The 6150-nt window shown below is 62.9% G+C and carries 7 protein-coding genes; 3 read left to right on the plus strand and 4 right to left on the minus strand.

All coding sequences use genetic code 11. The annotated features are described in order from the left end of the window. Nucleotides 1–11: 11 nt before the first annotated feature. Nucleotides 12–377 carry a YciI family protein gene (locus RFM98_RS28725; RefSeq protein ID WP_320311931.1) on the minus strand — a complete coding sequence of 122 codons (366 nt, stop codon included), beginning with the start codon at nt 375–377 and terminating at the stop codon, nt 12–14. Nucleotides 378–615: 238 nt separating this feature from the next. On the opposite strand from RFM98_RS28725, the gene RFM98_RS28730 reads away from it, so the two are divergent. Continuing rightward, nucleotides 616–1077: a RidA family protein gene (locus tag RFM98_RS28730; protein WP_320311932.1), complete on the plus strand. Its 462-nt coding sequence runs from the start codon at nt 616–618 to the stop codon at nt 1075–1077. Between the two features lie 246 nt (nt 1078–1323). Here the strand turns inward: RFM98_RS28730 and RFM98_RS28735 are convergent, their stop codons facing one another. The 3 genes from RFM98_RS28735 to RFM98_RS28745 form a co-directional block, all read right to left on the minus strand. Next, nucleotides 1324–1776 (minus strand): thiol-disulfide oxidoreductase DCC family protein, encoded by a 453-nt coding sequence (locus RFM98_RS28735; RefSeq protein ID WP_320311933.1) that lies wholly within the window; start codon nt 1774–1776, stop codon nt 1324–1326. A 106-nt stretch (nt 1777–1882) separates the two neighbouring features. Continuing rightward, entirely contained in the window at nt 1883–2005 is a 123-nt protein-coding gene (locus RFM98_RS28740) for a hypothetical protein (protein ID WP_320311934.1), read from the minus strand. A gap of 2 nt (nt 2006–2007) precedes the next feature. Beyond that, a complete protein-coding gene (locus RFM98_RS28745) occupies nt 2008–2154 on the minus strand; it encodes a hypothetical protein (RefSeq protein ID WP_112128857.1) in 147 nt (48 codons plus the stop codon). A 347-nt stretch (nt 2155–2501) separates the two neighbouring features. On the opposite strand from RFM98_RS28745, the gene ku reads away from it, so the two are divergent. Together ku and ligD are read left to right on the plus strand one after the other, a co-directional pair. After that, on the plus strand, nt 2502–3368 hold the full coding sequence (gene ku / locus RFM98_RS28750) for a non-homologous end joining protein Ku (RefSeq protein WP_320311935.1): 867 nt from the start codon (nt 2502–2504) through the stop codon (nt 3366–3368). Between the two features lie 12 nt (nt 3369–3380). Beyond that, a complete protein-coding gene (gene ligD / locus RFM98_RS28755) occupies nt 3381–5888 on the plus strand; it encodes a DNA ligase D (RefSeq protein ID WP_320311936.1) in 2508 nt (835 codons plus the stop codon). The last annotated feature ends 262 nt before the right edge of the window (nt 5889–6150 follow it).

The following is a 6150-nucleotide window of genomic DNA, read 5'->3' on the forward strand; positions in this document are numbered from 1 at the left end:
CACAGGGCTCGCTACGCGGCTATGTACTCGGCCATCTCCCAGATCGGCCGCACCTCGACCGTGCCGCTGCTGGCGGCGGGGCAGCGCGCCGCCCATTCGATGGCGGCGTCGATGTCGGCCACCTCGATCATATAGAAGCCGGCGAGCTGCTCCTTGGTGTCGGCATAGGGGCCGTCGAGCACATTGGTCTTGCCGCCAGCCAGTCGCACGGAGGTGGTCGCCTGGGTCGGGCGCAGCCTGTCGCCGGCCAGCCACACGCCGGATTTGTGCAGCGCCTCGGTATAGGCGCCGTAGGCAGCGAGGACCTGCTGGGTCTGCTCTTTCGGAGCATTCGCCATCGCGGCTTCGTCATTGTAGATCAAAAGCATGTATCGCATGGTCTTCTCCCGTTCTTCCTGAAGGCCGCATCGTCGCGTGCCGACCTATGTCGTGTGGCATCGACCGATTTCGACAGGCGCAGCGAAAAATCTTTCGTCTTCGTCACGAGATTCCGCAAGGACCAGGATTCCAGGCAGTCAGTCCGATCGCGGGATGCTTGAATACTGGCAGCCGTAGCTCGCAGCCCTATCCTTTTCACGCGGGTCGGGCCCATCGCGCGCGAGAAGGAAGAAGAGAATGGAACTCGTGACCCACAAGAAATTCAAGAACGGCCGGCTGATGCCATGGGGAAAAGGAACGGTCGTCAGCGGAGCGAAGGGCACCGTCTACCTATGCGGAAACACGGCGACATCGGACGACTACGATCCGATGGGTAACAAGGGCAGCGGCTTCGCCGGCGATGCCGCGGCGCAGTGGCGCGCGGTGCTCGGCAACATCAAATCGGATCTGGAGGAACTCGGCAGCGGTCTCGAACATCTCATCCGATTGACCTTCTTTGTCAGGGGGCCATTTCCCGATGGCGGCGTTCTGAGTTCATCCAATTTTCGCCTGGACGTGCTGGACGAGTTCTTTGCCGAGCATTGCCCCAAGCATTGCAGCTATAACAACCCGCCGCCCTCGGAGGTGATCGGGGTCGCAGCCCTTGCTCAAGCCGATATCGTCATCGAAATCGTCGCGGTCGCGGCGCTGCCGGATTGAGGTTCGCCGCCGAAAACCGCCTGCGCGGGCTCCAGCCAGCCGCGATAGCGCGCGATCAGCCCGACGACCGGGTGCGGTCGGCTTTGCTTGCGTTGGCAGGTGGCATGCCTTGGAGATTGGCCGAAACGCCCATCACGACGTTGGCGGCTTCAACCAATCTCCGGCGTTTGCGCTGATTTCACGGAAATGAACGGAAAATCTTGCACCAAGACAAACGGCAACCTTTCAAAATCCCTGTGTCGGGAACTAACCGACCAGCCGCTGCCGCAATTCGGCGGATGGGATGTCGCAACTGTCCTTGCGGCCGAACAGCGCATAGCGGTTCTTGGCGACTCGGTCGTAGACCCAGTCGCGCAGCGGCCGCGGCAGGATGAGCAGCGCCTTCGCCGCACGCCATGGCCAGCCGAGCGCTGTCATGACCGCGATGAAGCTGTCGAGGCGCGTGAAGGCCGCGCCGTCGATGATGGCGAGGTTGCTGTCGTAATCGTCGGTCGGCAGGCCGTGCTGGCGAAACAGCGCCTCGCCGAGCGGCGATTGCGCCGTGGCAAAACGGAAGCGTTTTTTCCGGTCGAGTTTCAGGAGGAGCTGGACGAAGCCTGAGCAGAACACGCAGACGCCGTCGAAGACGATCAGCGGCTGGCGAGCGTCATAGGTCTGGCTCGGAGAGGCGGGACGGTTCGGTTCGGGCAGGTCGGTCATGGCGGCCCCGGCTGCTTGTGCCTTAAGACACCAATGCATGTCGCCCAGAAGTGTACGCGGTTCTGGGACAACGACATGCATAAAAACAAGCCAGCCGGCGGCGGCGTCAAAGTCGCGGCGTTGTCGCACGCCAGTTGGCGGCAAGCGCAAGGCGCTCGGCGCGGTAGGTCGTGGCGCGCTGGTCGGCGGCCGGCCTGCAGATGCTGTGGTGGCCTCTTTCGCGGGTCATGGTCAGTTCGCGCTGACGCCCAGCGAGTTGCCGCGGCGCGCGCAGGCCGGGCCCGGGCCGCGCATGTAATAGCGCTCCGGCCGATAGGTCGGCGCGACGAATTCGCGAATGGCGGCGGCGTAGCCGGTGATGTGGTTCCAGAAGTTCATTTTACTTGGTCCCTGTCCCGCTTTCGGATGTCCCGTCCGAATTGTTCGAGAGCATAGCGTCGAGGCGTGAATAGTCGGTGAACGTGATGTTAATTTCTGGTCCGAAAGTCGTTGCATCGTGGCCGGATTGCGGCTGATTCGCGGTCTTTCCACGCCTTTTGTCGCGATTTCGGTTCGTGTGACTTTTGCATCACATATGTTTCGTCTGAATGTCGCTTGGGCGCGCTTCTGTTTCACGATTCGTCGCCGCCGGGAAATTTCCTTGCTCGCCGGGCAAACGGCAGGAACCGGCTGCAGGCCACGCCCGTTGCGTTGAAAACCGGTCTATGCACGCAAGGGAGTTTGCCATGGCGCCGCGCCCCGCCTGGAAGGGCTATCTGAAGCTGTCGCTGGTCACCTGCGCCATCGAGTTGACCAATGTCGTCACCCATGCCGAAAAAGTCTCGTTCCGCATCCTCAACCGCAAGACCGGCAATACCGTCAAACGCATCTATGTCGATGCCGAAACTGGCAAGCCGCTGGACGACGGCGACGAGATCAAGGGCTATGAGGTCGACGGCGGCGACTTCATCCATATCGAGGAGGAGGAGATCGAGGCGGTGCAGATCGAGTCCTCGCATACGATGAGCCTCGACGGCTTCGTCGAGAAATCCTCGATCGAGCAGATCTATCTCGACACGCCCTATTACGTGGCGCCGGCGGACAAGGTCTCCGGAGAGGCTTTCGCCGTCATCCGCGACGCGATGGCGGCCAGGAAGATGGCAGGCCTTGCCCGCCTCGTGCTCTATCAACGCGAACGCCCGGTGGTGATCGAGCCGCTCGGCAAAGGCATGGTGCTGACCACGCTGCGCTACGACAATACGGTGCGCCAACCGGACACGGTCTTCGACGACATCAAGGCGGCGAAGACCGACGACGAGATGATCGACCTGGCCCAGCACATCATCGACAAGAAGAAGGCGAAGTTCGATCCGTCGAAATTCGACGATCGCTATGAGGATGCGCTGCTCGAACTCATCCGCGCCAAGAAGGCCGGCAAGAAGCCGCCGAAGGCCAAGGCGCCGCCGAGGCCGTCCAATGTCGTCAATTTGTTCGACGCGCTGAAGAAGAGCCTGAATTCCGACGGCGGTGGCAAGGCCGGCAAATCCTCGGCGAAGGCGCCGGCGGGGCGGGCGAAGAGCAAGGCTTCCGCGCCGAAGCGCAAGTCGGCCTAGGAGGGCGCAATCGTGGCGAGCCTCGAACAGTATCACGCCAAGCGCGATTTCAAGAAAACCGCCGAGCCCGCCGGCAAAGTAGCTCGCGGCAAGAAGGCAGGCGGCCTCTTCGTCGTCCAGAAGCACGCCGCGACCCGGCTTCACTATGATTTCCGGCTGGAGCATGACGGCGTGCTGTGGAGCTGGGCGGTGACGCGCGGCCCGAGCCTCGATCCGCATGAGAAGCGGCTGGCTGTCCATGTCGAGGATCATCCGATCGACTACGCCTCCTTCGAAGGCACCATTCCGAAGGGCCAGTATGGCGGCGGCTCGGTGATCGTCTGGGACGAAGGCAGATGGATCCCTGACGGCGATCCGGCCCAGGCGATGAAGAAGGGCCATATCGACTTCGAGCTCGAAGGCCACAAGCTCAATGGCCGCTGGCATCTGGTCAGGTTGAGGCCTCGCCCCGGCGAAAAGCGCGACAATTGGCTGCTGATCAAGTCAGACGATGCCGCCGCCCGGCCCGGCGAGGATGTTCTTAAGGAACAGCCGAAATCGGTGAAGTCGGGGCTGACCATCGAGGAAGTCGGCGAAGGCAAGGCCGCCAGGGGCGAGAAGCCGAAAGTCTGGCATTCCAACAGGCCTGCCGCCGGCAAGGCCAAGGCCGGGCATGGCAAGCGTCTCGACTTCATCGAGCCGCAGCTGGCGACGTTGGAAAAGGACGCGCCTGCCGGCGACGACTGGCTGCACGAAGTAAAGTTCGACGGCTACCGCATGCAGGCGCAGATCGCCGGCAGCGACGTCAGGCTGCTCACCCGCGCCGGTCTCGACTGGACCGGTAAATTCGACGGGCCGGTCACCGCGGCGCTGGCGGGGCTGAAATGCCGCGACGCCATCATCGACGGCGAGATCGTGGTGTTGGCCGACAGCGGCGTCTCGTCCTTCCCGTTGCTGCAGGCGGACCTGTCGGCCCGTCGCGCCGACCGCTTCGTCTACTATGTCTTCGACCTGATGCGGCTCGACGGCAATGATTTGCGCCGCGAGCCATTGGTGGAGCGCAAGCAGGCGCTGGCCGAGCTGCTCGGCGAGCAGCCCGAAAATTCGGCGCTGCGCTTCAGCGACCATTTCCACCAGCCCGGCAAGGTCATGCTGCAGCATGTCTGCCGCATGGGCCTGGAAGGCGTGGTGTCGAAGCGCGCCGATGCGTCCTACCGCAGCGGTCGTGGCCTGACCTGGATCAAGTCGAAATGCACGCTGCGCCAGGAATTCGTCATTGGCGGCTATCTGCCCTCGGACAAGACAGGACGCGGCCTGCGCTCGCTGCTGGTCGGGTTCAACGAAGGCGGCAAGCTGCACTATGCCGGCCGCGTCGGCACCGGCTTCTCCGGCAAGGTGGCAGCGGATCTCAAGAAGAAGCTCGACGGGCTCGAGGCAAAGGTATCGCCCTTCTCGGCCGCGGTGCCGAAGGGCAAGGGCCTCACCTTCGTCAAGCCTGAACTCGTCGGCGAGGTGGAGTTCCGCAGCTGGACATCCGACCGTATAATCCGCCATGCCTCGTTCCAAGGATTGCGCGAGGACAAGCCGGCGGAGGAAGTCGTGCAGGAACAGCCGAAGAAGTCCAAGGCCGAGACCGAAGCAAAGTCGGGCGCCAAGACCGCGCCGAAGCCCTCGGCCGGAACGCCAAGAACCTCGATAAAGCTCTCGCACCCCGACAAGCTGCTGTGGCCCGACGAAAAGATTTCCAAGCAGGACCTGCTCGATCACTACGCGCTGGTCTGGCCGCGCATGGAGCAATTCGTCGTCAACCGGCCGCTGAGCCTGGTGCGCGCGCCGGACGGCATCCACGGCCAGCGCTTCTTCCAGAAACACGCCTCGCCCGGCATGAGCGACAAGATCGCGCGGATGAAGGATCCGACCGACGGCGAGGAAATCCTGTTCATCAAGGATTTCGACGGGCTTGCAGCACTTGTCCAGTACGGCGTGGTCGAAGTCCATATCTGGGGCTGCACCATCGACAAGCTGGAAAAGCCGGACCAGATCATCTTCGACCTCGATCCGGACGAAGGCGTCGACGTCAGCCGGGTGCGTGAGGCGGCGCTCGACATCCGCAAGCAGCTCGACGCGCTGTCGCTGCCCAACCTGGTCAAGACCTCCGGCGGCAAGGGCTATCACGTGCTGGTGCCGCTGAAACCGTCGGCGGAGTGGGACGCGGTCAAGGATTTCGCGCATGATTTTGCCCGCGCGCTGGAGCAGGCGGCGCCAGACCGCTACACAGCGACGCTGTCGAAGAAGGCGCGCACCGGCAAGATCTTCGTCGACTATCTGCGCAACGGCCGCGGCTCGACCACCGTCGCGCCATACTCATCGCGCGCCAAGAAGGGCGCGACGGTATCGATGCCGGTGACCTGGCAGGAGCTTGAAAAGGGCCTTGCGCCCAACGCCTTCCCGCTTGGCGACGAGACGACGCTGGCGCAGTTGAAGAAGGCCGATCCGTGGAAGGAGTTCTTCGAACTGGGGAAAGTGTTGAAGCGGGGGTAGTTTTCATCGCCGAGGGACAGCACCCCCCTCTGGCCTGCCGGCCATCTCCCCCGCAAGGGGGGAGATTGAACGCTCAGCCGGTTTCGCCGATCTCCAACGTTGGGAGAATGGCGGAGCGCCAGAACTGCCAATCTCCCCCCTTGCGGGCAGGGCTATCGCATATGAGTTATCGCCTGGATGAGATAGGCGTCATTCCAGGCGCATTTTTTGATGCGGTGGCTGATTGGAACTTTGTCGGCATCTGCGGCCTGAAGGATATTTC

Source organism: Mesorhizobium australafricanum (assembly GCF_033977265.1).
Taxonomy (GTDB): Bacteria; Pseudomonadota; Alphaproteobacteria; order Rhizobiales; family Rhizobiaceae; genus Mesorhizobium; species Mesorhizobium australafricanum.

Bases quoted from the DNA above. Each gene is read 5' to 3' on its own strand.
- RFM98_RS28740 (WP_320311934.1), bottom strand. From the start codon at position 2,005: ATGACCCGCGAAAGAGGCCACCACAGCATCTGCAGGCCGGCCGCCGAC.
- RFM98_RS28735 (WP_320311933.1), bottom strand. From the start codon at position 1,776: ATGACCGACCTGCCCGAACCGAACCGTCCCGCCTCTCCGAGCCAGACC.
- RFM98_RS28730 (WP_320311932.1), top strand. From the start codon at position 616: ATGGAACTCGTGACCCACAAGAAATTCAAGAACGGCCGGCTGATGCCA.
- RFM98_RS28725 (WP_320311931.1), bottom strand. From the start codon at position 377: ATGCGATACATGCTTTTGATCTACAATGACGAAGCCGCGATGGCGAAT.
- ku (WP_320311935.1), top strand. From the start codon at position 2,502: ATGGCGCCGCGCCCCGCCTGGAAGGGCTATCTGAAGCTGTCGCTGGTC.
- RFM98_RS28745 (WP_112128857.1), bottom strand. From the start codon at position 2,154: ATGAACTTCTGGAACCACATCACCGGCTACGCCGCCGCCATTCGCGAA.